The organism is Geodermatophilus sp. SYSU D00703, assembly GCF_054050155.1.
The window spans coordinates 452,577-478,056 of the sequence record NZ_JBJGYU010000001.1 but is presented as its reverse complement, the minus strand read 5'-3'; the positions used below and the strand labels follow the sequence as shown (position 1 = coordinate 478,056).

Annotated in this window: 25 protein-coding genes and 1 riboswitch; of the genes, 13 read left to right on the top strand and 12 right to left on the bottom strand. The window is 73.8% G+C overall.

Annotated features, from left to right (window positions below; translation table 11 throughout):
- The 4 genes from ACI782_RS02395 (at position 1) to ACI782_RS02380 (ending at position 6,687) form a co-directional block, all read left to right on the top strand.
- Complete coding sequence (locus ACI782_RS02395) at positions 1 to 2,379, top strand: CDP-alcohol phosphatidyltransferase family protein (RefSeq protein WP_456905684.1); 2,379 nt, start codon at positions 1 to 3, stop codon at positions 2,377 to 2,379.
- 59 nt (positions 2,380 to 2,438) lie between these two features.
- Positions 2,439 to 3,854 (top strand): sensor histidine kinase, encoded by a 1,416-nt coding sequence (locus ACI782_RS02390; protein WP_456905682.1) that lies wholly within the window; start codon positions 2,439 to 2,441, stop codon positions 3,852 to 3,854.
- Positions 3,851 to 4,498: a response regulator gene (locus ACI782_RS02385; protein WP_456905680.1), complete on the top strand. Its 648-nt coding sequence runs from the start codon at positions 3,851 to 3,853 to the stop codon at positions 4,496 to 4,498. The genes ACI782_RS02390 and ACI782_RS02385 overlap by 4 nt, the downstream gene beginning before the upstream one ends.
- Positions 4,499 to 4,806: 308 nt before the next feature.
- A riboswitch (cyclic di-GMP riboswitch) is annotated at positions 4,807 to 4,891 on the top strand.
- Positions 4,892 to 4,935: 44 nt separating this feature from the next.
- Positions 4,936 to 6,687 (top strand): PxKF domain-containing protein, encoded by a 1,752-nt coding sequence (locus ACI782_RS02380; RefSeq protein WP_456905678.1) that lies wholly within the window; start codon positions 4,936 to 4,938, stop codon positions 6,685 to 6,687.
- Between the two features lie 61 nt (positions 6,688 to 6,748).
- Here the strand turns inward: ACI782_RS02380 and ACI782_RS02375 are convergent, their stop codons facing one another.
- The 3 genes from ACI782_RS02375 to fdxA are packed head-to-tail and all read right to left on the bottom strand — an operon-like array spanning position 6,749 to position 9,108.
- On the bottom strand, positions 6,749 to 7,639 hold the full coding sequence (locus ACI782_RS02375; protein ID WP_456905677.1) for an aminoglycoside phosphotransferase family protein: 891 nt from the start codon (positions 7,637 to 7,639) through the stop codon (positions 6,749 to 6,751).
- A gap of 24 nt (positions 7,640 to 7,663) precedes the next feature.
- Positions 7,664 to 8,749 carry a succinyldiaminopimelate transaminase gene (dapC, locus tag ACI782_RS02370; protein WP_456906115.1) on the bottom strand — a complete coding sequence of 362 codons (1,086 nt, stop codon included), beginning with the start codon at positions 8,747 to 8,749 and terminating at the stop codon, positions 7,664 to 7,666.
- A gap of 32 nt (positions 8,750 to 8,781) precedes the next feature.
- Complete coding sequence (gene fdxA, locus ACI782_RS02365; RefSeq protein WP_456905675.1) at positions 8,782 to 9,108, bottom strand: ferredoxin; 327 nt, start codon at positions 9,106 to 9,108, stop codon at positions 8,782 to 8,784.
- A gap of 158 nt (positions 9,109 to 9,266) precedes the next feature.
- Here fdxA and ACI782_RS02360 point away from each other — a divergent pair, with 158 nt between their 5' ends.
- Entirely contained in the window at positions 9,267 to 10,019 is a 753-nt protein-coding gene (locus ACI782_RS02360) for a GNAT family N-acetyltransferase (RefSeq protein WP_456905673.1), read from the top strand.
- On the opposite strand, the gene ACI782_RS02355 is transcribed toward ACI782_RS02360, so the two are convergent.
- From ACI782_RS02355 to ACI782_RS02325, 7 genes are all read right to left on the bottom strand, one after another.
- Complete coding sequence (locus tag ACI782_RS02355; RefSeq protein ID WP_456905671.1) at positions 9,976 to 10,380, bottom strand: hypothetical protein; 405 nt, start codon at positions 10,378 to 10,380, stop codon at positions 9,976 to 9,978. The two genes, ACI782_RS02360 and ACI782_RS02355, sit on opposite strands and share 44 nt — an antisense overlap.
- On the bottom strand, positions 10,377 to 11,285 hold the full coding sequence (gene mshB, locus ACI782_RS02350) for an N-acetyl-1-D-myo-inositol-2-amino-2-deoxy-alpha-D-glucopyranoside deacetylase (RefSeq protein ID WP_456905668.1): 909 nt from the start codon (positions 11,283 to 11,285) through the stop codon (positions 10,377 to 10,379). The genes ACI782_RS02355 and mshB overlap by 4 nt, the downstream gene beginning before the upstream one ends.
- Before the next feature lie 145 nt (positions 11,286 to 11,430).
- A complete protein-coding gene (locus tag ACI782_RS02345; protein ID WP_456905666.1) occupies positions 11,431 to 12,489 on the bottom strand; it encodes an ABC transporter ATP-binding protein in 1,059 nt (352 codons plus the stop codon).
- Positions 12,482 to 13,534, bottom strand: coding sequence for an ABC transporter ATP-binding protein (locus tag ACI782_RS02340; RefSeq protein WP_456905664.1), 1,053 nt, complete (start codon positions 13,532 to 13,534; stop codon positions 12,482 to 12,484). The genes ACI782_RS02345 and ACI782_RS02340 overlap by 8 nt, the downstream gene beginning before the upstream one ends.
- Positions 13,531 to 14,502: an ABC transporter permease gene (locus ACI782_RS02335; protein WP_456905662.1), complete on the bottom strand. Its 972-nt coding sequence runs from the start codon at positions 14,500 to 14,502 to the stop codon at positions 13,531 to 13,533. Before ACI782_RS02335 ends, ACI782_RS02340 begins: the two co-directional genes overlap by 4 nt.
- Entirely contained in the window at positions 14,495 to 15,418 is a 924-nt protein-coding gene (locus tag ACI782_RS02330; RefSeq protein WP_456905660.1) for an ABC transporter permease, read from the bottom strand. The genes ACI782_RS02335 and ACI782_RS02330 overlap by 8 nt, the downstream gene beginning before the upstream one ends.
- A 147-nt stretch (positions 15,419 to 15,565) precedes the next feature.
- Positions 15,566 to 17,185 carry a peptide ABC transporter substrate-binding protein gene (locus ACI782_RS02325; RefSeq protein ID WP_456905658.1) on the bottom strand — a complete coding sequence of 540 codons (1,620 nt, stop codon included), beginning with the start codon at positions 17,183 to 17,185 and terminating at the stop codon, positions 15,566 to 15,568.
- Positions 17,186 to 17,537: 352 nt separating this feature from the next.
- Here ACI782_RS02325 and ACI782_RS02320 point away from each other — a divergent pair, with 352 nt between their 5' ends.
- Positions 17,538 to 17,711: a CsbD family protein gene (locus tag ACI782_RS02320; protein ID WP_456905656.1), complete on the top strand. Its 174-nt coding sequence runs from the start codon at positions 17,538 to 17,540 to the stop codon at positions 17,709 to 17,711.
- A 71-nt stretch (positions 17,712 to 17,782) separates the two neighbouring features.
- Here ACI782_RS02320 and ACI782_RS02315 read toward each other — a convergent pair whose 3' ends face one another.
- Positions 17,783 to 18,544 (bottom strand): (deoxy)nucleoside triphosphate pyrophosphohydrolase, encoded by a 762-nt coding sequence (locus ACI782_RS02315; RefSeq protein WP_456905654.1) that lies wholly within the window; start codon positions 18,542 to 18,544, stop codon positions 17,783 to 17,785.
- A 38-nt stretch (positions 18,545 to 18,582) separates the two neighbouring features.
- Between ACI782_RS02315 and ACI782_RS02310 the strand changes: the two genes are divergently transcribed.
- From ACI782_RS02310 to ACI782_RS02280, 7 genes are all read left to right on the top strand, one after another.
- Positions 18,583 to 19,065, top strand: a complete 483-nt coding sequence (locus ACI782_RS02310; protein WP_456905653.1) for an RrF2 family transcriptional regulator — start codon at positions 18,583 to 18,585, stop codon at positions 19,063 to 19,065.
- A gap of 43 nt (positions 19,066 to 19,108) precedes the next feature.
- A complete protein-coding gene (gene cysC, locus ACI782_RS02305) occupies positions 19,109 to 19,660 on the top strand; it encodes an adenylyl-sulfate kinase (RefSeq protein WP_456905651.1) in 552 nt (183 codons plus the stop codon).
- Positions 19,661 to 19,894: 234 nt separating this feature from the next.
- Positions 19,895 to 21,565, top strand: coding sequence for a nitrite/sulfite reductase (locus tag ACI782_RS02300; RefSeq protein ID WP_456905649.1), 1,671 nt, complete (start codon positions 19,895 to 19,897; stop codon positions 21,563 to 21,565).
- Position 21,566: 1 nt separating this feature from the next.
- Entirely contained in the window at positions 21,567 to 21,737 is a 171-nt protein-coding gene (locus ACI782_RS02295) for a hypothetical protein (RefSeq protein ID WP_456905647.1), read from the top strand.
- Positions 21,734 to 22,444 (top strand): phosphoadenylyl-sulfate reductase, encoded by a 711-nt coding sequence (locus ACI782_RS02290; RefSeq protein ID WP_456905645.1) that lies wholly within the window; start codon positions 21,734 to 21,736, stop codon positions 22,442 to 22,444. The genes ACI782_RS02295 and ACI782_RS02290 overlap by 4 nt, the downstream gene beginning before the upstream one ends.
- A 73-nt stretch (positions 22,445 to 22,517) precedes the next feature.
- Positions 22,518 to 22,820: a 4a-hydroxytetrahydrobiopterin dehydratase gene (locus ACI782_RS02285; RefSeq protein WP_456905643.1), complete on the top strand. Its 303-nt coding sequence runs from the start codon at positions 22,518 to 22,520 to the stop codon at positions 22,818 to 22,820.
- A gap of 51 nt (positions 22,821 to 22,871) precedes the next feature.
- Positions 22,872 to 23,240, top strand: coding sequence for a nuclear transport factor 2 family protein (locus ACI782_RS02280; protein ID WP_456905642.1), 369 nt, complete (start codon positions 22,872 to 22,874; stop codon positions 23,238 to 23,240).
- Between the two features lie 72 nt (positions 23,241 to 23,312).
- Here ACI782_RS02280 and ACI782_RS02275 read toward each other — a convergent pair whose 3' ends face one another.
- Complete coding sequence (locus ACI782_RS02275; RefSeq protein WP_456905640.1) at positions 23,313 to 25,271, bottom strand: PhoX family protein; 1,959 nt, start codon at positions 25,269 to 25,271, stop codon at positions 23,313 to 23,315.
- Positions 25,272 to 25,480 lie beyond the last annotated feature (209 nt).

The following is a 25,480-nucleotide window of genomic DNA, read 5'->3' as shown; positions in this document are numbered from 1 at the left end:
ATGACACCGGGCCGGTTGCGGACCGAGCAGCAGCTGGCCAGGGCAGCCGTCTCCCAGGTCGTCCTGCTCGCCGCGCTCTCGGCCACGGCCGGACTGGGCCCGGCAGGCTGGCTGACCGGTGGTGCGTACACGGCGGCCCTCTGGGTGTTGCTGTCCGCCGCCGCTCGGCGGGCCGGGGCGCGCACGCTGGGCCCGGCGGACCTCGTCACGCTGGCGCGGGCGGTGCTGACCGGGGGCGTCACCGCGCTGGTCGCCGAGGGGCTGTGGGACGGCGGCGTCCCCACCGCGGCGCTGGTCCTCGTCGCCTCGGTGGCGCTGACCCTCGACGCGGTCGACGGCCGGGTCGCGCGGCGCAGCGGAACGGTGTCGGCACTGGGCGCCCGGTTCGACATGGAGGTCGACAGCGTCCTCGTCCTCGTGCTGAGCGTCTCCATCGCCGGGTTGCTCGGCCCCTGGGTGCTCGCCATCGGGGCCATGCGCTACGCCTTCGTCGCGGCGAGCTGGGCGGTGCCGTGGCTGCGGGCGCCGCTGCCGGCGCGGCGCTCGGCCAAGGCCGTGGCCGCACTGCAGGGGATCGTCCTCGCTCTGGCCGCAGCCGACGTCCTGCCGCGTCCGGTCGCGGCCACGCTGGTGGGCGGGGCGCTGGCGCTGCTGGTCTGGTCCTTCGGCCGGTCGGTGGTGTGGCTGCGGCGCGCCGCGCGACGTCCCCCGGGCGACGAGGAGGCGGGGCACGGGGAGCCGCGGCACGCGGACCCGGGGCACGCGGACCGGGCGCCCGTGGGATGGCGCCGGGCCCTGGCGGTGGTGGCCACCGCGCTGGCCGGCGGGCTCGTGCTCGTCGCCCTCGTCGCCCCGCCCGAGCTCGCCGCCCTGACACCGGCCGCGTTCGTGCGCATCCCGGTCGAGGGGCTCGTCGGCGCCGCCGTCCTGCTCGTCGTGCCGGGCCGGTCGCGGCACGTGGTGGCGGTGCTCGGCGGGCTCGCCCTCGGTGTGCTGACGGTCCTGAAGGTCCTCGACGCGGGGTTCGCCACGGTGCTCGGCCGGCCGTTCGACCCGGTCGTCGACTGGACGACGATCGGGCTCGCGGTGGCCTACGTCGACGGCTCGAGCGGCCGGGGCGCGGCGACCGGCGCCGTGGTCGCCGCCGTGGTCGCCGCCGCCGCGGTCCTGGGCCTCCTGACGGCCTCGGTGCTGCGACTGTCGCGGCTGCTCCGCCGCCGGCGGTCCGCCGCGACGCGGACCCTGGCCGCCCTCGGCACCGCGTGGGTCGTGTGCGCCCTGTTCGGTGCGCAGCTGGTGCCGAACGTGCCGGTCGCGGCCGCCAGCGCGGCGGCCATGGTCCACGACCGGGTGGCGCAGGTGCGCGCGGAGCTGGAGGAGCGGCGGGCCTTCGCCGCGCAGATGGGCGTGGACGCCTTCGCCGACGTGCCCGGGGACCGGTTGCTCACCGCGCTGCGCGGCAAGGACGTCGTCCTGGCCGTCGTCGAGAGCTACGGGCGGGAGGCGGTCGAGGACCCGGGCCTCGGAACGGTCCTGGACGACGACACCCGGCGGCTGGCCGCGGCCGGGTTCTCCGCCCGGAGCGGCTTCCTCGCCTCTCCCACGACCGGCGCCTACAGCTGGCTGGCCCACTCCACGCTGCTGTCGGGCCTGTGGGTCGACGACCAGGAGCGCTACCGCACGCTGGTGGCCGGCGACCGGCTGACCCTGACCGGCGCGTTCGGCCGCGCCGGCTGGCGCACGGTCGGGGTGATGCCGGGCACGACGGAGGCGTGGCCGGAGGCGGCCTTCTACGGCTACGACCGGGTCTACACCGCGGGCGACCTCGGGTACCGCGGCCCGGACCACGGCTGGCCGACGATCCCCGACCAGTTCGCCCTGGCCGCCTTCGACCGCCTCGAGGGCGCCGCGCCGGACCGCCCGCCGCTGATGGCGGAGGTCGTGCTGACCACCAGTCACGCGCCGTGGCAGTTCATCCCGCGGATCGTCGGCTGGGACCAGGTCGGCGACGGCTCGGTGTTCGCGGACATGCCCGCCGAGGGCGAGCCGGACGCCCTCTGGACCGCCGACCGCGCGCTCCAGCGGGAGCTGTACCACCGGTCCGTCGCGTACACCCTCGGCTGCCTGGTCTCCTACGTGACGGAACACGGCGACGACGACCTCGTGCTCGTCGTCGTCGGCGACCACCAGCCCCCGCTGGTCGCTCCGGCCGACGCCGGCGCCGACGTGCCGATCGCCGTCGTGTCCCGCGACCGGGCCGTCCTGGACCGGTTCGCCGGATGGGGCTGGCAGGAGGGGCTGCGGCCGGGCCCGGACGCCCCGGTGGCGCGGATGGACACCTTCCGGGACCGGTTCCTGTCCACCTTCGGTCCGGGTTAGGACGGCGCAGGCCCACGTCCTCCCGGGCCGCGGTCGGAGTTGGCCCTACCCTGGGCGGGATGGTCGCTCGGGTCGGAACGCGGGGCACCCGCTCCCCGGGCAACCTCACGGCACTCGTGGCGGTGGCCGGGGCGGCGGTCACCCTGGCCGTCGCCGGCCTCCCGTTCGTCCGTTTCGCCTACCACGCGCCCGCCCTCCACGTCGCCCTCGAGACGACCGACGCCCTCGTCGCCCTGCTCGTGTCGTTCCTCCTGCTGGGGCGGTTCCGGCAGAGCCGGAGCGCGCAGGACCTGTGCCTGCTCCTGGCGCTCGGCACGGTCGCGGTGGCCAACCTCGTCCTCGGGGCGCTGCCCGGTGCGCTGTTCCCCGACGACGTCCCCACCGCGACCGACTGGGCCTCTCTCGTGGTCCGGCTCCTGGGCAGCGGCCTGATCGCCACCGCGGCCCTGGTCCGCCGCGGTACGCGCGTCCCGCCACGGGTGAGCGTCCTGCTGGTCGCCGCCGTACCGGCCGCCGTGGCCGTCGCCACGCTGGGGGCCCTCGCGCTGTCCGCATCCCTCCCCTCCACCGTCGTGCCGCGGGCGGGACTGGGGGATGCGTCCACCCCGGTGCTCGACGGCCACCCCCTCGTCCTGGCGGTGCAGGCCGTCGGAGCCGTGCTCTACGGCGTGGCGGCCGCGGCCTTCGCCCGCCGTGCGGAGGGGAGCGGCGACGAACTGCTGCGGTGGGTCGCCGCCGGGTGCGCGCTCGGCGCCTTCGCCCGGGTGCACTACCTCCTCTACCCGTCCCTGTACACGGAGTACGTCTACGTCGGCGACGTGCTGCGGCTGGGGTCGTACCTGCTGATGCTCGTGGGTGCGAGCCGGGAGATCCGGTCGTACTGGGAGCTCCGCTCGCAGGCTGCCGTCCTCGAGGCCCGACGCCGGATGGCGCGCGACCTGCACGACGGTCTCGCGCAGGAGCTGGCCTTCATCAGCTCGCAGTCGCGGCGGCTGGCCACCACGCCCGGGGACCCCGTCGCCGCCGAACGGCTGGGGGCGGCCGCGGCACGGGCGCTCGACGAGGCGCGGCGCGCGATCGCCGCACTGACCCGCCCGGTCGACGAGCCGTTCGCCGAGACGCTGCGCCGCCAGGTCGACGACCTCGCCGGACGGTACGACGTGGACGTGCACACCCACGTCGACGGCGCGGTGGAGGTGTCCCCGGCCCGTGCGGAGGCACTGCTCCGGATCCTCAGCGAGGCGGTGCGCAACGCCGTGCGTCACGGCCGCGCCTCGTGCGTCCGCGTCACCCTGCAGCGGGATCCTCCGGGCCTCACGGTGACCGACGACGGCTGCGGCTTCACCATGGGGACACGGAGCAACGGGGGGTTCGGCTTGACCAGCATGCGCGAGCGGGCGGCCGGCGTCGGCGCCGAGCTGCAGATCACCTCCTCACCCGGGCTCGGGACGTCCGTCGAGGTCCGGTGGCCGTGAACGACGTCCTGCGCGTGGTGGTGGCCGACGACCACCCACCGGCACGGGCGGTCGTGCGCGAGGCGCTCGAGGAGCAGGCGTTCCTCGTGGTGGCCGAGGCGGCGACGGCAGAGGCCGCGGTGGAGGCGGCCCTGCAGCACCGCCCCGACGTGTGCCTGCTGGACGTCGACATGCCCGGCAGCGGGATCCTCGCGGCCGGTGACATCGCCCGGGCGCTGCCGGACACCGCCGTCGTGATGCTGACGGTGTCCCGCGACGACCAGGACCTGTTCGCGGCCCTCCGCGCCGGCGCTGCCGGGTACCTGCTGAAGGACACCGACCCCGACCGGCTCGGCTCCGCGCTGAGGGCCGTGATCTCCGGTGAGGCGGTCCTCCCACGGTGGCTGGTGCAGCGGGTGGCCGAGGAGTTCGCCGGCAAGCCGCGCCGCCGCATCGTGCTGCCGAACCGCACGTCACCGGCGCAGCTGACCGAGCGGGAGGCCGAGGTGCTCGACCTCATGGCGGCCGAGCTGTCGACCGACCAGATCGCCGAGCGCCTGTTCGTCTCGCCCGTGACGGTACGGACCCACGTCTCGGCGATCCTGCGGAAGCTGCGGGTCCCCGACCGCCGGTCGGCCGTCCGGTTGCTGACCGAGGGCCGCTAGCGGCCAAGGGGCGGCACGCGTCGAGGAGAACCAACGCCCCTCCGCGCGGACGGCGGTGCCGCCTCGGCGCCCGGCTGCGTACGGTCGCGGGCGCGGGTCCGTCCCCGGCCGGCACGGCCGAGGCCACTGCCTCTGCGAGTACGACCCGCCCTGGACGAGGGGCCGGCTCCCCCCGTGGCCGGCCCCTCTTCCGTTCTCCGGGCCGGCCGGCCGGCCACGTGTCCGGTCCAGCGGTCTGCACGGGCCGTTGAGGGATCTCAACGCGGCCGTCGTTGTCGCAGCGCAGCTGAACTCCTACGTTCTGCGACGACAGACCGTGACGCACTGATCCGGGCCCTGCATCTGGTCGCTTGGGGTCCCGGGGAGCGAGTAGCGAAACCGGCACGGTGATCTGGGCTCCCGCGAGGGGGCCCTCTTCACACAACGGGGAGCACTGCATGCGCGTGCGCGCATCCACTCGACTGGTGACGGCGATCGCCGCCGGTCTCCTGGTCACCGGCGGGGGCGTCGCCTCCGCCGACGACATCTCCAACAAACTCGACAACACGGTCGACGCGGTCGCCGAGGTCATGTCGCTCAACGTCGGGGGCAGGGCCGGCACGACCGCCCTCTACGTCACCCCGACCAACGGGGACGGCAAGAACGGCTGCAACCTCACGGGGAGCACCACGCTGGTGCTCGACGTGGAGTCCAGCAACCCCGCGGTGGCCACCGTGAGCCCGTCGTCGATCACCTTCACCAGCTGCAGCGACACCCCGCTGCTGACGGTGACCCCGCTGACGGCCGGCAGCAGCTCCGTCACCGTGAAGCAGGCCAGCAACAGCACGGGTGGCACCTTCGACCTGGCTCCCGCCGCCTTCACGGTGAACGTGGCCCGTCCGGCCAACACGGCCCCGAGGATCACCGTGTCCGGCGTCGCCCCGAACGGCTCCTACGCCAAGGGCTCGGTCCCGGACGCCGTCTGCTCGGTGACCGACGCGGAGGACGGCGCCAAGACCTTCCCGGCGACCCTCAGCGCCGTCACGGGCCCGCACGCCGCCGACGGGATCGGCGGCCAGGAGGCCACCTGCTCGTACACCGATGCCGGTGGGCTGACCGCGCAGACGTCGGAGACCTACCGCATCGTCGACCTCTCGGCGCCGGCCATCACGCCCGTCCTGAGCCCGTCCGCGCCGGACGGCGACAACGGCTGGTACCGCGGCAACGTGGCCCTCGACTGGACGGTGACCGAGCCGGAGTCCCCGAACTCCCTCTCCGTCACCGGCTGCGACGACCTGGAGGTCACGGCCGACCAGTCCGCGACGACCTACGGCTGCGCCGCCACCAGCGCGGGTGGTCCCGCCGGTCCGGAGACCGTGACGGTCAAGCGGGACGGCACCGCCCCGACGGTCACCCACGCGGGCACCGTCGGCACGCAGGGCCAGAACGGCTGGTACACGAGCGACGTCACCGCGACCTTCACCGCCGAGGACGCGCTGTCCGGCCCGGCGTCGGCCAGCCGCACGGTGACCTCCACCGGTGAGGGCGCAGCCGTGAGCGTGGCCAGCCCGGCCTTCTCGGACGCGGCCGGCAACACGACCGCGGCCGGCGCGGTCGCCCCCACCTTCGCGATCGACCTGACCGACCCCACCGCCACCTTCAGCCGCCCGATCGGCTCGGTCCACTTCGGTTCGGTCCCGGAGGCGCCGACCTGCCGGTCCGTGGACAGCGGCTCCGGCCCGGCGCCGTGCACGGTGACGGGCTACAGCACCGCTGTGGGAACGCACACCCTGACCGCGACCGCGAGGGACCAGGCCGGCCGGACGGGCACGGCGACCCAGCAGTACACGGTCCTCGCCTGGACCGTGAAGGGGTTCTACTCGCCGGTCGACCTGGGCGGGGTCTACAACACGGTCAAGGGCGGCAGCACGGTCCCGGTCAAGTTCGAGCTCTTCGCCGCGAGCACCGAGCTGACCAGCGTCGGTGACGTCACCTCGGTGGACGCCGTCCGGGTGAACTGTGTCAACAGCGCTCCGGTCGACGAGGTCGAGACGCTGGCCGCGACCGGTGGCACGGGACTGCGGTACGACTCGACGTCCGGCCAGTTCGTCTACAACTGGAAGACGCCGACCGGCGCCGGGACCTGCTACCAGGTCACGATGACGGCGCGTGACGGCTCGACGCAGACCGCGCTGTTCAAGCTCAAGTAGCCACCGCACGCGGCGTGCACAGGAGGGGTCGGTCCCACGGGGCCGGCCCCTCCTCGCGTGCCTACGGCCCGAGGGCCGCGGCCAGGGCCAGCAGGTCAGGGTCGGTGCGGCCCGAGTCCTGCGCGGTCCACACCGCCCCGACGGCGGCGCTGACCAGCCCCCAGTCCCGGGCCCGCGCCGCCGGCACCCCCAGGGCCGCGGCCAGCACCGCCACCCGGCGGTCGACGAGCGCGCCGAGGTCGGGCAGCGCCGCCCACGGGCGGGGCGGGTTGAGCAGCGCCGTCCCCGCGTCGAGGGCCGGTTCGCCCCAGACGCCGTGCGGGTCGATCGCCACCCAGCCGTCGCCGTCCCGCAGCACGTTGGCGGGGTGCAGGTCACCGTGGCAGAGCACGGGGGCGGCCGCGGTCGCCAGCAGGCGCTCGAGCACGTCGGCCGCCCGCGCGGTCAGCCGGGCCGGGACCAGGGGGTGCCCGGTCCGCAGCAGGGGCAGCCGGCGCCGGCTGTCGGGCACGCCGTCCAGCCGCGCCGCGCCGCTGCCGTGCAGCCGGCGGGCGACCGCGGCCAGCACGGGGAGGGCCACCTCGTCCGGCAGCGCGCACAGGTCCGTGCCCGGCCGGGCCGCGCGCAGCAGCAGGGCCGCGGTCCCCCGGTCGTCGGGCACGGCCGCGAGCAGGTCGACCGCGCCGCGGCCGCGCCACGCGGCCAGCGTGGCCGCCTCCTGGTCGAGGTCCCCGGCCAGGCCGAGCTTGAGCACGACCGCTGCGCCGTCGGTCCGGACGGCGGGGGCCACCCAGTGCGCGGTCGCCGCGAAGGGGCGCCCCACGTCGAGCGACCAGCGCGCCGCCGCCCGTCGCACCGCGCCGGGCAGGCCCGCCAGCCAGCTGCGTCCGGCCGCGCCGTGGACCTCGACCACCGCCGTGGCCAGCCCGGGCGGGACGACGACGTCGGTCACGTCGTCAGGCTCGCCCCGCGCCGCTCAGCCCGCCAGGCGCTCCACCGCTGCGGCGATCCGGTCGTCGGCGGCGGTCAGCGCCATCCGCACGTGCTGCGCGCCCGCCGGGCCGTAGAAGGTGCCCGGGGCGGCGACGATCCCGAGGCCGGCCAGCCAGTCGATCGTCGTCCAGCAGTCCTCGTCCCGGGTGACCCACAGGTACAGCCCGGCCTCGGAGTGGTCGATCCGGGCACCGGCCCGGCAGATCGCGGCGGCCAGCTGCTCGCGGCGGGCGCGGTAGCGCTCCCGCTGCGCGTCGACGTGCGCGTCGTCGGCCAGCCCGGCGGCCATGGCGACCTGGACCGGCGTGGGCACCAGCAGCCCGAGGTGCCGGCGGACCTCCCACACCGTGCGCACCAGCGCCGGGTCGCCCGAGAGCAGGCCGGCGCGGTACCCGGCCGCGGTGGACTGCTTGGACAGCGAGTGCACCGCCAGCAGGCCGGTGTGGTCGGGCCCGGCGACGTCCGGGTGCAGGATCGACCGCGGCTCGACGTCCCAGCCGAGGGTGACGTAGCACTCGTCGGCGACCACCGGGATGCCGTGCGCCCGGCCCCACTCCACCCAGGCCCGCAGCTGGTCCTCGGTCAGCACCCGCCCGTGTGGGTTGCCCGGGGAGTTCAGCCAGGCGAGCACGATCCCGGTCGCGTCGTCCGGCGGCGTGTCGGTGCGCCGCACCTTGAGGCCGGCCAGCACCGCGCCGACCTCGTAGGTCGGGTAGGCGACCTCCGGGACGACGACGGTGCCGCCGCCGCGCAGGCCCAGCATCGTGGGCAGCAGCGCGACCAGCTCCTTGGAGCCGATCGTGGGGATCACCGAGGGGTCGGCGCCCAGCGGGTCGGCCAGGTGGACGCCGAGCCGGCGCCGCAGCCAGTCGGCCGCCGCCGTCCGCACCTCGGCGGTGCCCAGCGCGGTCGGGTAGCCCGGGGCGTTGCCCGCACCGGCCAGCGCCGCCGCGAGCACGTCAGGGGTGTCGTCGACCGGCGTCCCGATGGACAGGTCCACGACGCCGCCCGGGTGCCGGGCCGCCTTGGCCCGCGCCCCGACCAGTGAGTCCCAGGGGAAGTCCGGCAGCCGGCCGGCGGCCGTCCCCTCGACGGTGGTCGTCAGTGCCCTTCCGCCTGGGGCGGCAGCGCGGCCACGAGCGGGTGGTCCTTGGCGATCTTGCCGGTCTTGGCGGCGCCGCCGGGGCTGCCCAGGTCGGAGAAGAACTCCACGTTGGCGTTGTAGAAGTCCTTCCACTTGTCCGGGACGTCGTCCTCGTAGTAGATGGCCTCCACCGGGCACACCGGCTCGCAGGCGCCGCAGTCCACGCACTCGTCGGGGTGGATGTAGAGCATCCGCTCGCCCTCGTAGATGCAGTCCACCGGGCACTCGTCGATGCACGCCTTGTCGAGGACGTCGACGCAGGGCTGGGTGATGACGTAGGTCACGGTGGTTCCCTCCCGGGGACGCGCAGGCAGTGACCACCGGTCGCGCCGGGGTCGTCGTTCGCGAGATCAGTATGGCCCGTCGCCGACGCGCCGGGCGCGACGGGTGGCTCGCGCACCCCCGCGGGGGAGCGCGCCTGCGCCGGACGCAGGATCAGGTCATGGGACAGAGCCGCTCGCCCCTCGACGTCGCCGACCTCGAACGCCTCGCCACCCGGGGCTGGCGCGGGTCGGAGGAGGCCGCGCTGGGCGACTGGCTGCTGCGCGCCGGTGACGGCTTCACCGGCCGGGCCAACTCCGCCCTGGTCGTGGGTGATCCCGGCCTCCCCCTGCCGGACGCCGTGACCGCCGTCGCGGCCTGGTACACCGAGCGCGGCCTGCCTCCTGTCGCGATGCTGCCCGGCCGCCAGGCCCGAGTCGCCGACGCCGCGTTCGCGGCCGCCGGCTGGGAACGGGACGAGGACGTGCTGGTACTCACCGCGCCGCTGACCGTCCCGTCGGCGGACGGCGTCCCGGTCGACCTCTCCCCCGCGCCGGACGACGCCTGGCTGGCCGGCTACCGGCACCGTGGCCGGCCGCTGCCGCCGTCCGCCCTCGCGGTGCTGACCAACGCCGAGGAGGTCGTCTTCGCGTCGGTCCGGCTGGACCCCGCGCCCGCCCCGCTGGCCGCCGTCGCGCGCGGGGTGCTCACCGACGGCTGGCTGGGGGTCTCCGCGGTCACCGTCGACGAGCGGCACCGCCGCCGCGGCCTGGCCACCGCGGTGATGGAGGCCCTGCAGCGCTGGGCCGCCGAGCGCGGCGCCCGGTGGGTGTACCTGCAGGTCTCGGCGGACGACGCGCCCGCCCGCGGCCTCTACCGGAAGGCCGGCTTCATCGAGCACCACCGCTACCACTACCGCTCGGCGGCCGGCTGACCGGCACGGCGAGCAGCCGGCCGACGGCGAACGCGGCGGCGACCACGCCCAGCAGCAGGAAGGCGAGGTTGACGAAGCCCGCGAGCCCTCCGCCGGTGATCAGGAGGTCGCCCTCGGGACGCCGGATGCTCGCCGCGACGGCCACGGTGAGCCAGACGAGCGCCGGCAGCGCCGCGAGGACCCGCGAGCCGGTCAGCCGTTCGGCCAGCGGCACGAGCAGCAGGTTGCCCGCGACGGCCGCCGCCACCGACACGGGCACCAGCACCCCGGCCACCCGCAGCGGCAACCAGAAGACCTCCACGAGCGCCAGCCACGCGGCGAGCCCGGTGACCAGCAGTGCGGCCCCGGTGCGCCGGATCATCCGGAGAGGCCGGCGAACAGGTCGTCCTCCCAGCCGTCGGGACCTGCCGGGCCGCGCTCCCCGCGGACCAGCCGGTAGTACTCGGTGCCCAGGACCTCCTGGCCGAGGTTGTTCGACAGCGCGAAGAACGGGCCGTCGACGGTGATCTGGGTGGCGTGCGCGCGCATCGCGGCGTCCTTGCGGTCGGCGTACGCCTTGCCGTCGACGGCCGCGGCGACCAGCTCGTCCGGGACGGCGAAGGGGATCTCGTCGACCTCCCCGAGCGAGTCGAACGGGGACGCCTCGCCCAGCGCGCGCATGGCGTCGATGCCCTGGCGCAGCACCGACCGCGGCATGCAGCACCAGTAGACCTTGGCGACCTCCCACGCCGACCCGAGGTCGGGGCGGTAGCCGGGGTCCGCGGCGGCCTCGACCGCGCCCATGGCGACGCGGTGGGCCTGGATGTGGTCGGGGTGGCCGTAGCCGCCGTCCTCGTCGTAGGTCACGACGACCTGCGGCCGCACCTCCCGGACGACGGCGACCGCGTGCGCGACCGCCTCGTCGAGGTCGGCCCGCCAGAACGCGCGTGGCTTGTCGTTGGCCGGCGTCCCCATCATCCCGGAGTCCCGGTAGCGCCCCGGCCCGCCGAGAAAGCGCCAGTCGGTCACCCCGAGCGCCGCCATGGCCGCGTCGAGCTCGCTGATCCGGTACCCGCCGAGCTGGTCGGCCTGGTCGACGGCCAGCTGCTCCAGCTCGGGGACGAGGACCTCGCCCTCCTCGCCCAGCGTGCAGGTCAGCAGCGTGACCGCGGCGCCCTCGGCGACGTAGCGGGCCATCGTGGCGCCGTTGTTGATCGTCTCGTCGTCGGGGTGGGCGTGCACGAGCAGCAGGCGTCGGGAAGGAAGAGCGGGGGTCACGAGGTCCATCCTCGCGCACCTCCGAAGCCCGCCACCGGGGTGTCGTGGCCGGTGGCGGGCCCGGAGGGTCCCCGCCGGGTGCGGCGGCGGGGCTCGACGCGAGCCGGGGACGGCACGTGGCCGCGGTGCGGTCCGGAGGACCGCGATGTCCTCGCTACTCACCCTCCACGGGGACGACCATGCGGGCCTCGGCGAAGTGGCACGCCGCCGGGTGGCCCTGGCCGCGGTCGACCAGCGCCGGGGCCTCCTCAGCACAGATGTCCTGGGCCTTCCAGCAGCGGGTGCGGAACCGGCAGCCCGAGGGCGGGTTGGCCGGGCTGGGGACGTCGCCCTGCAGCAGGATCCGGTCCTTCTGCCCGCGCAGCGCCGGCTCGTGCAGCGGGACCGACGACAGCAGCGCCTGCGTGTAGGGGTGCGACGGCGAGGTGTAGACCTGCACGTCGGTCCCCTCCTCGACGATGCTGCCGAGGTACATCACCGCGACCCGGTCGGAGATGTGCCGCACCACCGACAGGTCGTGGGCGATGAACAGGTAGGACAGGCCGAACTCGTCCTGCAGGTCCTCGAGCAGGTTCACCACCTGCGCCTGCACCGAGACGTCGAGGGCCGACACCGGCTCGTCGCAGACGATGATCTCCGGCCGCAGCGCCAGGGCTCGCGCGATGCCGATGCGCTGCCGCTGGCCGCCGGAGAACTGGTGCGGGTAGCGGTTGACGTAGTCGGGGTTGAGGCCGACGCGGTCGAGCAGTTCCTGGGTGCGCTGCAGCCGGCCCTTCTTCGGGGCGATGTCGGAGTGCACCGCCCAGCCCTCGGCGACGATGTCGCCCACGGTCATCCGCGGGTTCAGCGACGCGTACGGGTCCTGGAAGATGATCTGGACCTCGCGGCGGTAGTCCTTGAGCGCGCGGCCGCCGAGCCGGGCGACGTCCCGGCCCTTGTAGACGATCGACCCGGCGGTCGGCTTCTCCAGCGCGACCAGCAGCTTCGACACCGTCGACTTGCCGCAGCCGGACTCTCCGACCAGGCCGACGGTCTCACCGCGGCGCATGGTCAGGTTGACGCCGTCCACGGCGCGGACGTGGCCGATGGTCCGCTTGAAGACCACACCCTGGGTGAGCGGGAAGTGCTTCTTCAGGTCGCGGATCTCCAGCAGCGTCTCGCCGGTGGCGCCCCTGGCCTTCGACGGGCCCGCGGCCGGGGTCGGCTCAGACACCGAGGACCTCCTCGCTGTAGTGGCAGGCCGCCTCGCGGCCCGGGACGACCAGGCGCAGCGGCGGGACGTCGGTGGCGCACTCGCGACCGGGCGCCGCGGCGGCACCCAGCCGGCGGCGCGAGCACCGCGGGTGGAAGGGGCAGCCGCGGGGGATGGCGGCCAGGTTCGGCGGCTGGCCGGCGATCGGCAGCAGCCGGCCGCCCTTGGCCTCCACCTGCGGCACCGAGCTCATCAGGCCGTCGGTGTACGGGTGCGCCGGGTCGGTGAAGACGTCGTCCACGGTCCCCCGCTCGACGATCTTCCCGGCGTACATGACGGCCACGTTGTCGGCCACCTCGTTGACCACGCCCAGGTCGTGGGTGATGAGGATCAGCCCCATCCCGGTCTCCCGCTGCAGGTCCTTGAGCAGGTCCATGACCTGTGCCTGCACGGTGACGTCGAGCGCGGTGGTGGGCTCGTCGGCGATGAGGACCTTGGGGTCCAGCGCGATCGCCATCGCGATCATGACCCGCTGGCGCATGCCGCCGGAGAACTGGTGCGGGTAGTCGTTGACGCGGGAGGCCGCCGCCGGGATGCGCACGCGGTCCATCAGCTCGACGGCCCGCTTCCTGGCGTCCTTCTTCGACATCCCGCGGTGGGCGCGGAACATCTCGCCGATCTGGAACCCGACGCTGTACACGGGGTTCAGCGACGACAGCGCGTCCTGGAAGATCATCGAGATGCCGGGCCCGCGGACCTTGCGCTGCTCCTCGGCCGGCTGCTGGAGCAGGTCCTTGCCGTCGAACCAGATCCCGCCGCCGGTGATGACCGCGGGCGGGCTGTCGAGGATGCCCATGATCGCCTGCGCGGACACCGACTTGCCGGACCCCGACTCGCCGAGGATGGCGAGGGTCTCCCCCGCCGCCAGGCTGTAGCTGACGCCGTTGACGGCGTTGACCACGCCCGAGCGGGTGCGGAACTCGACGTGGAGGTCGTCGACCTCGAGCACCGGCGTCCCGAGCCCGGGCGCCGGGGCGGGAGCGTTGGACAGGTCGGGACGGGTCATGCGCGCTGCCTCGGGTCCAGGGCGTCGCGCAGCGCGTCGCCCATCATGATGAAGGCCATCACGGTCAGGGTCAGGACGATGCTGGGGAACAGCACCAGGTGCGGGGCGGTGCGGATCGAGTCCTGGCCGGCCTCGATCTGCAGGCCCCAGGAGATCGCCGGCCGCTGCAGCCCGACACCGAGGTAGGTCAGCGTCGCCTCCGCGGCGATGAGCACGCCGATCGTGATGGTCGTGTAGACCAGCACCGGCGCGACGGCGTTGGGGAGGATGTGCCGGACCAGGATCCGGCGGTTGGAGGCGCCCATCGCGCGGGCGGCGGCCACGTAGTCCGAGCTCCTCACCGCGATGACCTGGGAGCGGACCAGCCGCATCGCGGTCATCCACCCGAACAGCGCCAGGGCCAGGGCGACCGCCCCGGGGCCGCGGTCGCTGATGATCGGCAGGTCCGTCGACGGGCCCACCCGCAGCAGCACCAGCGCGCCGAGGATGAGCGGCAGCGCGTAGAAGATGTCGGCGATCCGCGACAGGATGCCGTCGGTGAACCCGCCGAAGTAGCCGGCGATGGCCCCGACGACGACGCCGAGCACGAGGACGACGACGACCGCGAACACGCCGATGATCAGCGAGTTGCGCGCGCCGTAGACGACGTTGGCGAGGTAGTCGCAGCCCTGCTGGTCGAAGCCGAACCAGTGGCCGGCCGAGGGCAGCGCCTTGGAGTTGGCCAGGTCGCAGGCGCGCGGGTCGGCGCCCCGGGCGAACAGCTGCGGGACCACCGCCATGAGCACGAACAGCAGGCACAGCACGGCGCCGATCCAGAACAGCGGGTTGCGCTTGAGCTCGCCCCAGGCGTCGCTCCACAGGCTGTTCTGCCGGGCCTCGGTGACGTCCACCGACGGGCTGGCCAGCCCGGTGGTGGTGCCGGCCTCGACCTCGTCGTGCCGCAGGTCCATCTGCTGCTGATCAGTCATAGCGGATCCTCGGGTCGAGGACGGCGTAGAGCACGTCGACCACCAGGTTGAAGAAGATGAAGAAGAAGACCATCAGGGTCACGATGCCGACGACGACCGCGCCCTCCTGCGAGCGGACGGAGTCGAAGACCTCCCGCCCGATGCCCGGCAGGTTGAAGACCGACTCCGTGACGATCGCGCCGCCGAGCAGCGTGCCGATGTCCGCGCCGATGAAGGTCACGACCGGGATCAGGCTGTTCCGGAGGGTGTGCCGCACGACCACCGTCCGGTTGGGCAGGCCCTTGGCCTTCGCCGTCCGGACGTAGTCGGCGCGCAGGTTCTCCGCGACGCTCGTGCGGGTCAGCCGGGCCACGTAGGCCAGCGACCCGGAGGCCAGGACCAGGCCCGGGAGGACGTAGCTGTACCACCCCTCGCGGGTGCCCGCGATCGGGAACCAGCCCAGCTTGAGGCCGAACAGCAGCTGGGCGATGAAGGCCAGCACCAGGATCGGGATCGAGACGATCAGCGTCGTCGAGACCAGGACCAGGTTGTCGAAGAAGCTGTTGCGGCGGATCCCGGCCAGGACGCCGGCGACGAGGCCGATGACCGCCTCGAAGACGACCGCGACGACCGTCAGCTTGATCGTGACCGGCAGGGTCCGCTCGATCGTGTCGAGGACCGGCCGGCCGCGGAAGTCGGTGCCCAGGTCGCCCTGGAAGAGGTTCTTCAGGTACTCCCAGTACTGCGCCCACAGCGGCTCGTCGAGGTGGAAGCGCTCGCGGAGCTCCGCGACGACCGCCGGCGAGAGCGGCCGGTCACCCCCCAGGGCGCGGATGGGATCGCCCGGCAGGGCGTACACCATCGCGAAGATCAGGAACGACGCGCCGAGCAGTACCGGGATGGTGAGCAGAAGGCGGCGCGCTACGTAGCGGCCCATGTTCCCCCTCGGGTCGTCGTGGCGCCGGGATCCGCCGGCGGCACGGGGTCCATCGTGCCCGCCGGGGGGCACGAGCGCCGCCGGGGGCGACCGTCCTGGTCAGAACGGGCGCCCCCGGCGGGTGGTGCGGGTCCTGCTGGACCGAGGTCAGATGTTGACGGTGACCTCGGAGACGACGACCCGCTGGAACAGGTCGAGCCGGACGTTGTCGACGTTCTCGGTGTGCACCGACTGGATCTCGGTGAAGAACATCGGGACGAACGGCATGTCCTCGGCGAGGACGTCCTCGGCGGCCTGCCAGTCGGTGATCGCCTCCTCCGCGGTCGGAGCCTGGTCACCCTGGACGATCAGGTCGGTGACCTGCGGGTTGTCGTAGAAGGAGTAGTTCGAGCCGAGGGGCGGGAAGGACGACGGCGTGAACAGCGGGGTGAGGTAGCTGTCCGCGCTCGGGTAGTCGAAGCTCCAGCCGTACCGGAACGGGCCGGTGTAGCCCTTCTCCTCACCCAGCGGCAGGTACTCCGCGAAGTCCAGGTTGCCCTGGAGCACGAAGTCCACGCCGAGGTTCTGCCGCAGCTGGTTGCCGACGGCCTCCATCCAGGCGTCGTGGCCGGCGCCGGAGTTGAACCACAGCTCGACCGGCTGGCTGCGGTCGAAGCCGGCCTCGTCGAGGAGCTGGTTGGCCCGGTCGACGTCGAGGGTGCAGTAGGTGCAGGAGCCCGAGCGGTAGCCGTCGAGGACCGGCGGGATGAACGAGTCCGCCGGGGCGCGGGTGCCGCTGAAGATCGCCTCGGAGATGGCCCCGCGGTCCACGCCCATGGAGATGGCCTGGCGGACCCGCTTGTCGGCGAAGCGCTCGTCGTAGGTCGGCATGCCGAGGTAGGTGATCTGCGAGGACTCGGTCTCGATGAACCGGTCGCCGAACTCCTCCTGGGCCGACTCGATGACGTCCGGCGGGATGACGTCGATGATGTCGACGTTGCCGTCCTGGGCGTCGGTGTAGGCGGTGTTGACGTCGGCGTAGACGACGTACTGGAGGGACGCGGCCTGGGCGGCGTCGTCGCCGGCGTAGTCCTCGTACCGGGTCAGGGTGATGCCCTCACCGGGGACGAAGTCCTCCTCGGCCTGGAACGGGCCGTTGCCGATCGGGCGGGTGCCGAAGGCCTCCGGGTCCTCGAAGAAGGAGTCCGGCAGCGGGTAGAAGGGGTTGTAGCCCACGACCGCCGGCCACTGCGAGAACGGCGCGCCCAGCTGCACGGTGAAGGTGCGGTCGTCGACGACGGTCAGGCCGCTGAGCTCCTGCGCGGCGCCGTCCTGCAGCTCCTGGAAGCCGGCGATGCGGGCCAGGTAGGAGCCGCCGTCCTGCGCGTTCGCCGGGTTGGCGGTGTAGTTCCACGCGTCGACGAAGGACTGCGCGTCGACCGGCGTCCCGTCGTGGAAGGTCCAGCCGTCCTTGAGCGTGATGGTCCAGGTCGTGTTGTCCTCGGACTCGATCGACTCCGCCACACCGGTGAACTCGACCGCGCCCTCGGGCGAGTACTTGACCAGACCGGTCCACAGCGAGTTGACGACCTGGTCGCCCTCGCTCTCCGTGGTGTTGCCCGGGACGAGCGGGTTCTCCGGCTCGCCGATGTACATGCTGAAGGTGCCGCCGTCGGCGCTGGCCCCGGAACCGCCGCCCTCGTCGTCGCCGCCGCCGCAGGCGGACAGCAGCATCGCGCCGGACAGGCCGGTCGCGATGAGCGCAGCAGAGCGCTTGCTCAACTTCACGTGCAATGCCTCCCTCGTCCCGCTGCGCGGGGGGAACGGACTGGTCGTCCAGCAGCCAGCGTCTGAGGCCGGGCCGCTGGTGGTCGTGCTGCAGGTACCGAGAGTCTGGCCGGTACGACGCCGGACCCTAGGCGGGCCCCGCGAAGAGCGTCCACGACCGTCACCGACTTGTGATCTCGGCTCAGGATCTCACAAGGTGGAATCTCGGTTGCGGCCACCGACCCCTCCTCCACCCGGAGGTATTGCGGTCCCGGTCCCGTCCGGCCGTAGGTCTTGCGCCCCGCGACCGCCCGGGTGTGGGAATCGCCCGGTCGGGGTACCCCACCCACCCTTCCGAGGAGAGGAGGCCGTCATGAGCGGCGTCGACAAGGCGAAGAACAAGGTCGAGGAGTTGTCCGGCCGGGGTAAGGAGGCCGTGGGCGACGCGACCGACAACCGCGACCTGCAGGCCGAGGGCAAGGCCGACAAGGTCTCCGGCAACCTCAAGCAGGCCGGCGAGAAGGTGAAGGACGCCTTCAAGAAGTAGCCCGGACCTCGGTTCGACCACACGGCGGACGCCGACCCGGTACTCGTCGGGTGGCGTCCGCCGCCGCGTGTTCAGAGGCGGGCGAGGAGGGCCCGGACGGCGGGCAGCAGGGGCCGGTCGGCCGGGATCCAGTCGAGGCCCTCGAGCTCCTCGGCGGTCAGCCAGCGCACCTCGGCGTGCTCGTGCGCGGTGAGCTCCTGCCCGGCGGCGATCCGTCCCCACCACACCCGCAGCGTCGACGCACCCGGCAGCCCGCCGGCGACCACGCCGTCGAGCACGACCTCCCCGAGGAACGACTGCGGGACGACGGCGACCCCGAGCTCCTCACCGATCTCGCGCACCAGTGCGGCGAGGTCGTCCTCCCCCGGCTCCACCTTGCCGCCCGGGAACTCCCAGAAGCCGTCATAGGGCCCACCGGACCGCTGGGCCACCAGCACCCGGTCACCCTCGACCAGCGCGGCGCCGACCACCTGGACGACGTCGAGCGCCCGCCGGGCCGCCGCCGCGGCGTAGGCGTCCAGGTGCGCCTGCATCGCGCGCAGCAGCCGCCGGCGCAGCACCCGGTCGAGCAACCAGGCCAGCGGCCGCGGCAGCGTAGTCGCCCAGTCGACCTGCTCGTCGACGAGCGTGCCGGCGCCGGTCGCGGTGAACCGGCGGGAGTGGACGAGCCAGCGCCGGCCGCGACCGGGGGCGGCGGCGTACACGTCACGCACCGGCCGGACCGAGACGACCTCCTCCAGTGGCTGCCGCCACGGGCGGCCCAGGGAGCGGGCGACGTCGAACGCCACGGTCAGCGGCGCCTCCACCAACGTGGTGAATCGCAGCTGGGACACGGGTCAACCGTGCCAGAGGAGGCGGCGATGGCCTCAAGATGGGCATCGTGCGCATCACCGCCCGGGTGGACTACGCCGTCCGCGCCGCCGTCGAGCTGGCCGCGGCGGCGCCCGGCGCCCTCACCTGCGACCGCATCGCCACCGCCCAGAAGATCCCCGGCCGCTTCCTCCAGTCCATCCTCGGCGACCTGCAGCACGCCCGGCTGGTGACCAGCCAGCGGGGCCGGGAGGGCGGCTACCGGCTCGCGCTGCCGCCGGAGGAGGTCTCCATCGCCCGCGTCATGCGCGTGGAGCAGGGCTTCCTCGCCGAGGTGCACGGGCAGCGGCCGGAGGAGGTCGAGTACTCGGGCAACGCCGCACCGCTGGCGGCGGTGTGGGTCGCGGCGCGCGAGGCCTACCGGCGGGTGCTCGAGGAGGTCACCCTCGCCGACGTGGTCGCCGGCAAGCTGCCGGGCCCGGTCGCCGAGCTGGCCGCGCTCGAGGAGGCGTGGCGGTCCTTCTCCCAGGAACGCCCCGACTGAGCCCGGTCCGCGGCCGCACCGGCCGCTGGGCGAGACTGGCGGCATGGCAGGCACGCAGCAGCGCGGCGTCACCGTGTTCCTCACGGGGCTGTCCGGCGCGGGGAAGTCCACGATCGCCGACGCCCTCGTCGCCGACCTGGAGGCCGACGGCCGGCCGGTGACGGTGCTCGACGGCGACGTCGTCCGCACGCACCTGTCCAGCGAGCTGTCCTTCTCCCGCGAGCACCGCGACCTCAACATCCGGCGCATCGGCTTCGTCGCCGGCGAGGTCGTCAAGCACGGCGGAACGGTCGTCGTCGCGGCCATCGCCCCCTACGACGCGGCCCGCGAGGAGGCCCGCGCGCTCGTCGAGCAGCACGGCCGGTTCGTGCTCGTCCACCTGTCCACGCCGCTGGAGGTCTGCGAGGGCCGCGACGTGAAGGGCCTGTACGCGCGGGCCCGGGCCGGTGAGATCCCCGGGTTCACCGGGATCGACGACCCCTACGAGCCGCCGGTGCGGGCCGAGGTGGTCATCGACACGTCGGTCACGCCGCTGGCGGAGTCTGTGGCCCGCATCCGGGCGGCGATGGACGGTGCCGCGGCCGCTGTCTCCTGAGTCACACCCCGCGGGTCCTGCCGCGTGTGGGACCATGGAGGGCGTGACCGGCCGCCGTCTGCTCCTCGTAGCGCGCCGTCACATCGATCTGGCGCTGGTGAGCAGCGCGGTCTGTCGCCTCGCGCGCTGACACCGGTCCCCGCGCAGCGTCCTGCTGCGCGCTCCAGAACTGGCAGCGCCCTCCTTCGTCCCGGGCACGGCGCCCGGACGGACGGCGCAGAAGGAAGTGCCCTCGTGACCACCCCCCGCACCAGCAACCGCCCGCAGCGAGGCCAGGGCCAGTGGGCGCTGGGCTACCGGGAGCCGCTCAACCCCAACGAGCGGATGAAGAAGGACGCCGACGGCCTCACGGTCCGCCAGCGGATCCTCGACATCTACCAGCACACCGGCTTCGGCGGCATCGACCCCTCGGACCTGCGCGGCCGCATGCGGTGGATGGGCCTCTACACGCAGCGCGCCCAGGGCATCCCCGGCGGCAAGACCGCCGTGCTGGAGCCCGAGGAGCTCGAGGACTCGTACTTCATGCTGCGCGTGCGCATCGACGGCGGGCAGCTCACCTCCGAGCAGCTGCGGGTGATCGCCGGGATCAGCACCGAGTTCGGCCGGGACGTCGCCGACGTCACCGACCGGCAGAACGTGCAGCTGCACTGGATCCGCATCGAGGACGTCCCCGAGATCTGGCGCCGCCTCGAGGCGGTCGGGCTGTCGACCACCGAGGCCTGCGGTGACACCCCGCGCGTCATGCTCAACTGCCCGCTGGCCGGGATCCTCGAGGACGAGGTCGTCGACGCCACCGGTGTCCTCGCCGAGACGGTCGCCAAGTACGTCGGCAGCCCCGAGTTCAGCAACCTGCCGCGCAAGTGGAAGACGTCCATCTCCGGGTGCGCCGACCACTGCACCAACCACGAGATCAACGACGTCTCCTTCGTCGGCGTCGTCGACGAGTACGGCCAGGCCGGCTACGACCTGTGGGTGGGCGGCGGCCTGTCGACCAACCCACGGCTCGCCGAGCGGATCGGCGTCTTCGTCCGGCCCGACCAGGTCACCGACGTGTGGGCCGCGGTCACCGGGATCTTCCGCGACTACGGCTACCGCCGGCAGCGCAACCACGCGCGGATGAAGTTCCTCATGGCCGACTGGGGCCCGGAGAAGTTCCGGCAGGTGCTGGAGGACGAGTACCTGCACCACGAGCTGCCCGACGGCCCGGAGCCCGAGCCGGCCCGGCACGACCAGCGCGACCACGTCGGCGTCATGAAGCAGAAGGACGGCGCCAACGCCCTCGGGTTCGCGCTGCGCACCGGCCGGATCACCGGCACGCTGCTGGCCCGGGTCGCCGACCTCGCCGATGAGTACGGCCGGGGCCGCATCCGCGCCACCGCGCAGCAGAAGCTGGTCATCCTCGACGTGCCCGACGAGCGGGTCGAGACCCTGGTCTCCGTGCTGGACCACCTCGACCTGCAGGTCCGCCCGAGCGCGTTCCGCCGCGGCGCGATGGCCTGCACCGGCCTGGAGTTCTGCAAGCTGGCGATCGTCGAGACCAAGCAGCACGCCCAGGAGCTGTACGGGGAGCTCGAGAAGCGGCTGCCCGACTTCGACGAGTCCATCACGATCAACGTCAACGGCTGCCCGAACAGCTGCGCCCGCTTCCAGACCGCCGACATCGGGTTCAAGGGCTCGATGGTCCGCGACGACAGCGGCGAGATGGTGGAGGGCTTCCAGGTCCACCTCGGCGGGCACCTCGGCATCGAGGCGGCCTTCGGGCGCAAGTTCCGCGGGCACAAGGTGACCAAGGCCGAGACCGCCGACTACTGCGAGCGGGTGCTGCGGGGCTACCTCGACCGCCGGGCGCCGCGTGAGACCTTCGCCGCCTACGTCGCCCGCGCAGAAGAGGCCTGGCTGCTCTGACATGGAGGAGGATCCGCGGGAGGGAAGGACTCGGCAGCTGCCCGTGTTCTTCTGCCCGTACTGCGGGGACGAGGAGCTGACCCCGCACGGGGACGGGAGCGAGTGGCACTGCGCCGCCTGCCTCCGCACCTTCACCGTCCGGCTCACCGGGACAGGAGTGCAGCACCCATGACGACCGCCGTCCGGCCCACGCCGGAGCTCGCCGCCGAGGCCGACGCCCGCTTCGAGGGGATCGCCGACCCGGTCGAGCAGGCGCTCGCCGTCCTGCGCTGGGCCGGGGAGACCTTCGGGGACGACTTCGCGGTCACGTCGTCCATGGCCGACGGGCTGCTGGCCCACCTGGCCTCCCGAGCGGTCCCCGGGGTCCACGTGGTCTTCCTCGACACCGGCTACCACTTCGCCGAGACCATCGGCACCCGCGACTGGATCAGCGCGGTCCTGCCGATCACGCTGGTCAACGTCACCCCGCCGCAGACGGTCGCCGAGCAGGACGCCGAGCACGGCCCGCGGCTGCACGAGCGGGACCCCGACCTGTGCTGCTCGCTGCGCAAGGTGCAGCCGCTGGCGCGGGTGCTGGCCGGCTACGCGGCGTGGGGCTCCGGCGTCCGCCGGGACGAGGCGGCGACCCGTACGGACACCAGGCTGGTCGACTGGGACGCCAAGCGCGGCATGGTGAAGGTCAACCCGCTCGCCGCCTGGACGCAGGACGACGTGGACGCCTACACCGCCGAGCACCAGGTGCCGGTCAACCCGCTGCACGAGGTCGGCTACGCCTCCATCGGCTGCGCGCCCTGCACCCGTCCGGTGGCCCCGGGCGAGGACCCGCGCGCCGGTCGCTGGGCCGGCCGCACCAAGACCGAGTGCGGCCTGCACGTCTGAAGAGGGACCCCGTTCCACCCCACGCCACGCTCCGCGCGCCGCGGGCCCCTGGAACGAGGCCCGCGGCGGCAGGATGACCGCCGTGCCCCGACCAGCCCGCCTGTCCCCCGACGAGCTCACCGCCGCCCTCGCCGGGCTGCCGCTGTGGAGTGGGGACGGCGCGGGGATCCGGCGCAGCGTGGAGCTGCCCGGCTTCCCGGACGCCGTGGCCGCGATCGTGCGCATCGGCTTCGTCGCCGAGCAGATGGACCACCACCCGGACGTCGACCTGCGGTGGCGCACCCTGCACCTGACGCTGGTCACCCACTCGGTCGGCGGGGTGACCGAGTTCGACCTCGAACTCGCCCGCCGGATCGACGCGCTGTACCCCGCGTGACGGGTCGTCGCCCCCTGCCGGCGGGCCGCCGGACTGCGTAGCGTGCCCCGGATGACGCTGACCCTCGGGAGCCAGGCCGTCGAGCGGTACGCCGCGGCATGGGGCGAGACCGACGCGGCCGCGCGCCGGACGTTGCTGGAGTCGTGCTGGGCCGAGGACGGCGTCTACTGCGACCCGCTGAACCGCGTCGAGGGCCGCGACGCCCTGTCGGCGATGATCGGGTCCTTCCACGACGGGAACCCGGGCGCGCGCATCGACGTGGTCAGCGGCGTCGACCAGCACGACGGCTACCTGCGCTTCGCCTGGCGCATGTCCGCCCCCGACGGCTCGGTCGCGCTCGAGGGGATCGACTTCGGCGAGCTGGACGGCGCGGGGGCGCTGCGCCGGATCGTCGGCTTCTTCGGCCCGCTCCCGACCTGAGCCGGGCGGCGCCCCGACGGCCACGGCGCCGTGACCGGGGAGTCACGGCGCCGTGGCCGGGGTCGGCAGGGCTCAGGTGCCGATGACGCCGCCGTCGTCCTTGGTGATGACGACGGTGGCCGAGCGCGGGGTGTCGATGCCGTCCTGCTGCGGCCAGGTGCTGCCCCCGTTCTCACCGGGGTGCTGCAGGATGACGAACAGCGTCCGCCGGTCGGGCGTGGTGGCGGTCCCGGTGACCTCGCAGCCGACCACGCCGGTCAGGAAGCGGCGCACCTCGGGGTTGCCGTCCCGGTCGGTGGTGTGGGGATCGGCGGCCAGCATCTGGTTGTTGCAGGTGATCGGCTGGGTGCCGTCGGTCTGGATCCAGGCGCGGCTGTCGGGGTCGATCCAGAGCCCGTCGGGTGAGCCGAACGCGTCCTCGGCCTCGATCGTCGACCCGTCGCCGGTGGTCCTGCCCGCACCCGCCAGCAGGAACAGGTACCAGCGGAACCGGGTGGCGGTGTGGTCGCCGCGGTCCTCGTCCCAGCGGATGACGTGCCCGAACGGGTTGACCGGCCGCGGGTTGGCCGCGTTGACCTCCTCCTTCTGGGTGTTGTTGGTCAGCGTCAGGTAGACGGTGCCGGTCCGCGGGTCGACGGCGGTCCACTCGGGGCGGTCCATCGGCGTGGCACCCAGGACGTCGGCGGCCAGGCGGGCCTTGACCAGCACGTCGCCCTGGTCGCGGAAGCCGGCCTCGCGGGTCAGCCCGCCCTGGCCGTGCACGAGCGGCAGCCACTCGCCGCTGCCGTCGTCGGCGAACCGCGCGACGTGGAGCGTGCCCTCGTCGAGCGGGCTCTCGTGGCGCTGCCGGGCGCGGTCGACGGTCAGGGCGCTGACGAACTTGTAGACGTACTCGTTGACCTGGTCGTCGCCCGTGTAGACGACGACCTTCCCGTTCGCCGCCACGTGCACGGTGGCGTCCTCGTGCTTGAGCCGGCCGAGGGCCGTGCGCTTGACCGGCGTGGACCGGGCGTCGAACGGGTCGATCTCGACCACCCAGCCGAACCGGTTGGGCTCGTTCGGGTCCTCCGGGGTGACCACGAACCGCGGGTCCTGGGTGGCCCACCTGTTCCGGTCACCGCCCACGCCGTAGCGGTCGAGCAGCGTCCTGTTCTCGGGCGTGTGGGTCCCGTCGACCCGGAAGTACCCGTTGATGTTCTCCTCGCAGGTGAGGTAGGTGCCCCACGGGGTCTCGCCGTTGCCGCAGTTGTTGAAGGTGCCCAGCGGACGGCGGCCGGCGCGGTCGGCCCGCGTGCGCACGAGCCCGCTGCCGCGTGCCGGACCGGCCAGCTCCATCGGCGTGTTCGCCGTGATGCGCCGGTTGCGTCCGGAGCGGACGACCTCCCACGTGCCCCGGCCGTTGCGCTGCACCTCGACGACGCTGACGCCGTGCGCGTTCTGCGACTTGCGCACCATGTCCAGGGTGTAGGTGGCCGGGGCCGGTCCGAACACGCCGGTCAGCAGGTAGAAGTCGTCGGTGTACTCGTGGTTCACCACGAGCAGGCCGTGGCTGTTGCCGCGGCCGCCCTCGTGCAGCGGGAAGTAGGTCATCCCGTCGTGGTGCATCCCGACCTGCTCGGCCTGGTCGGCCGCGGTGTTGCCGTCCGCGACTCCGGCGTCGGGGTGGCCGGGCCGGAACGCAGGCCGGCTCCCCAACAGAGGCGTCCCCCACGGGATGAACGCCTCGGCCCGGTACCCCCGGGGGACGACGACCTCGTCGCCGGTGCTCGGCGGCACCGGGCCGAAGCCCAGCAACGGCCCCCGCGGTCCGTCGCTCGGCCGGGTGCGCGGCGGACCGGCCTGGGCGCCGGGAGCGGTCACGACGCTGGTCGTGAGGAAGCCGGCCGCGGCGAGCATGCCGCCGGCGAGGAGGGAGCGGCGGGAGAAGCGCGCCTCGGCGATCTCGGAGAAGTGGCGCGCCGGCGAGGGGTTGGACGGCAGGTCGTCGGGGTCGACGTCGCCGGTGTGCGCGGGGTCGGACGACAGGGTCACGGAAGCGGCTCCTGGGAGTCGGACGGTGTTCAGCCGCGGACGCTAAGTAGCCGAGACGACGGGCAGGTGGCCAGCCCGAGCACGCTGCGTGAAGGGATCTGTCACCGTTCGTTCACGCAGCGCTGCTACGCGCGCCTCGGGTCCCGATGACACTGTCGGCTCCCGCGCCCCGGTCCGCTCCTCGCTCGTCCCTCGCTGCGATGCTCCCG

What these genes read in the sequence shown, in the direction of transcription:
- ACI782_RS02295 (WP_456905647.1), top strand. Translation starts at nt 21,567, where the DNA reads ATGGAGGAGGATCCGCGGGAGGGAAGGACTCGGCAGCTGCCCGTGTTC.
- ACI782_RS02280 (WP_456905642.1), top strand. Translation starts at nt 22,872, where the DNA reads ATGACGCTGACCCTCGGGAGCCAGGCCGTCGAGCGGTACGCCGCGGCA.
- ACI782_RS02360 (WP_456905673.1), top strand. Translation starts at nt 9,267, where the DNA reads ATGGGACAGAGCCGCTCGCCCCTCGACGTCGCCGACCTCGAACGCCTC.
- ACI782_RS02380 (WP_456905678.1), top strand. Translation starts at nt 4,936, where the DNA reads ATGCGCGTGCGCGCATCCACTCGACTGGTGACGGCGATCGCCGCCGGT.
- ACI782_RS02320 (WP_456905656.1), top strand. Translation starts at nt 17,538, where the DNA reads ATGAGCGGCGTCGACAAGGCGAAGAACAAGGTCGAGGAGTTGTCCGGC.
- cysC (WP_456905651.1), top strand. Translation starts at nt 19,109, where the DNA reads ATGGCAGGCACGCAGCAGCGCGGCGTCACCGTGTTCCTCACGGGGCTG.
- ACI782_RS02340 (WP_456905664.1), bottom strand. Translation starts at nt 13,534, where the DNA reads ATGACCCGTCCCGACCTGTCCAACGCTCCCGCCCCGGCGCCCGGGCTC.
- ACI782_RS02330 (WP_456905660.1), bottom strand. Translation starts at nt 15,418, where the DNA reads ATGGGCCGCTACGTAGCGCGCCGCCTTCTGCTCACCATCCCGGTACTG.
- ACI782_RS02310 (WP_456905653.1), top strand. Translation starts at nt 18,583, where the DNA reads ATGGGCATCGTGCGCATCACCGCCCGGGTGGACTACGCCGTCCGCGCC.
- mshB (WP_456905668.1), bottom strand. Translation starts at nt 11,285, where the DNA reads ATGGACCTCGTGACCCCCGCTCTTCCTTCCCGACGCCTGCTGCTCGTG.
- ACI782_RS02285 (WP_456905643.1), top strand. Translation starts at nt 22,518, where the DNA reads ATGACCGCCGTGCCCCGACCAGCCCGCCTGTCCCCCGACGAGCTCACC.
- ACI782_RS02335 (WP_456905662.1), bottom strand. Translation starts at nt 14,502, where the DNA reads ATGACTGATCAGCAGCAGATGGACCTGCGGCACGACGAGGTCGAGGCC.
- ACI782_RS02390 (WP_456905682.1), top strand. Translation starts at nt 2,439, where the DNA reads ATGGTCGCTCGGGTCGGAACGCGGGGCACCCGCTCCCCGGGCAACCTC.
- ACI782_RS02290 (WP_456905645.1), top strand. Translation starts at nt 21,734, where the DNA reads ATGACGACCGCCGTCCGGCCCACGCCGGAGCTCGCCGCCGAGGCCGAC.
- ACI782_RS02395 (WP_456905684.1), top strand. Translation starts at nt 1, where the DNA reads ATGACACCGGGCCGGTTGCGGACCGAGCAGCAGCTGGCCAGGGCAGCC.
- ACI782_RS02355 (WP_456905671.1), bottom strand. Translation starts at nt 10,380, where the DNA reads ATGATCCGGCGCACCGGGGCCGCACTGCTGGTCACCGGGCTCGCCGCG.